Source organism: Pseudomonas sp. PDM19, from assembly GCF_014852215.1.
Classification (GTDB): Bacteria; Pseudomonadota; Gammaproteobacteria; order Pseudomonadales; family Pseudomonadaceae; genus Pseudomonas.
The window spans coordinates 1-228 of record NZ_JACVBG010000024.1 but is presented as its reverse complement, the minus strand read 5'-3'; the positions used below and the strand labels follow the sequence as shown (position 1 = coordinate 228).

The following is a 228-nucleotide window of genomic DNA, read 5'->3' as shown; positions in this document are numbered from 1 at the left end:
AGTAGGCCATGCCCTCTTCGAGGGGATTGACGTTGACGATGATGTCGTAGCCTTCCCAGGCCCAGGGACTGACCCACGGGGTGACGCCCACTTCCTCGCAGACCCAGCCGTCGATGAGGTTGCCGGTAGCGTCATTGAGCAGGCCATCCAGGCGATACCAGTTGCGGGCCTTTTGTTCACCTGCGGCAGGGAGCTGGATTTTCCATTCGGCGCGCAGGCTATCCAGCA

Annotated in this window: 1 pseudogene; it reads right to left on the bottom strand. The window is 61.4% G+C overall.

Features of this window, described 5'->3' with window-relative positions:
• Positions 1 to 228: pseudogene (locus tag IB273_RS32080) on the bottom strand (hypothetical protein); the annotation flags it as partial.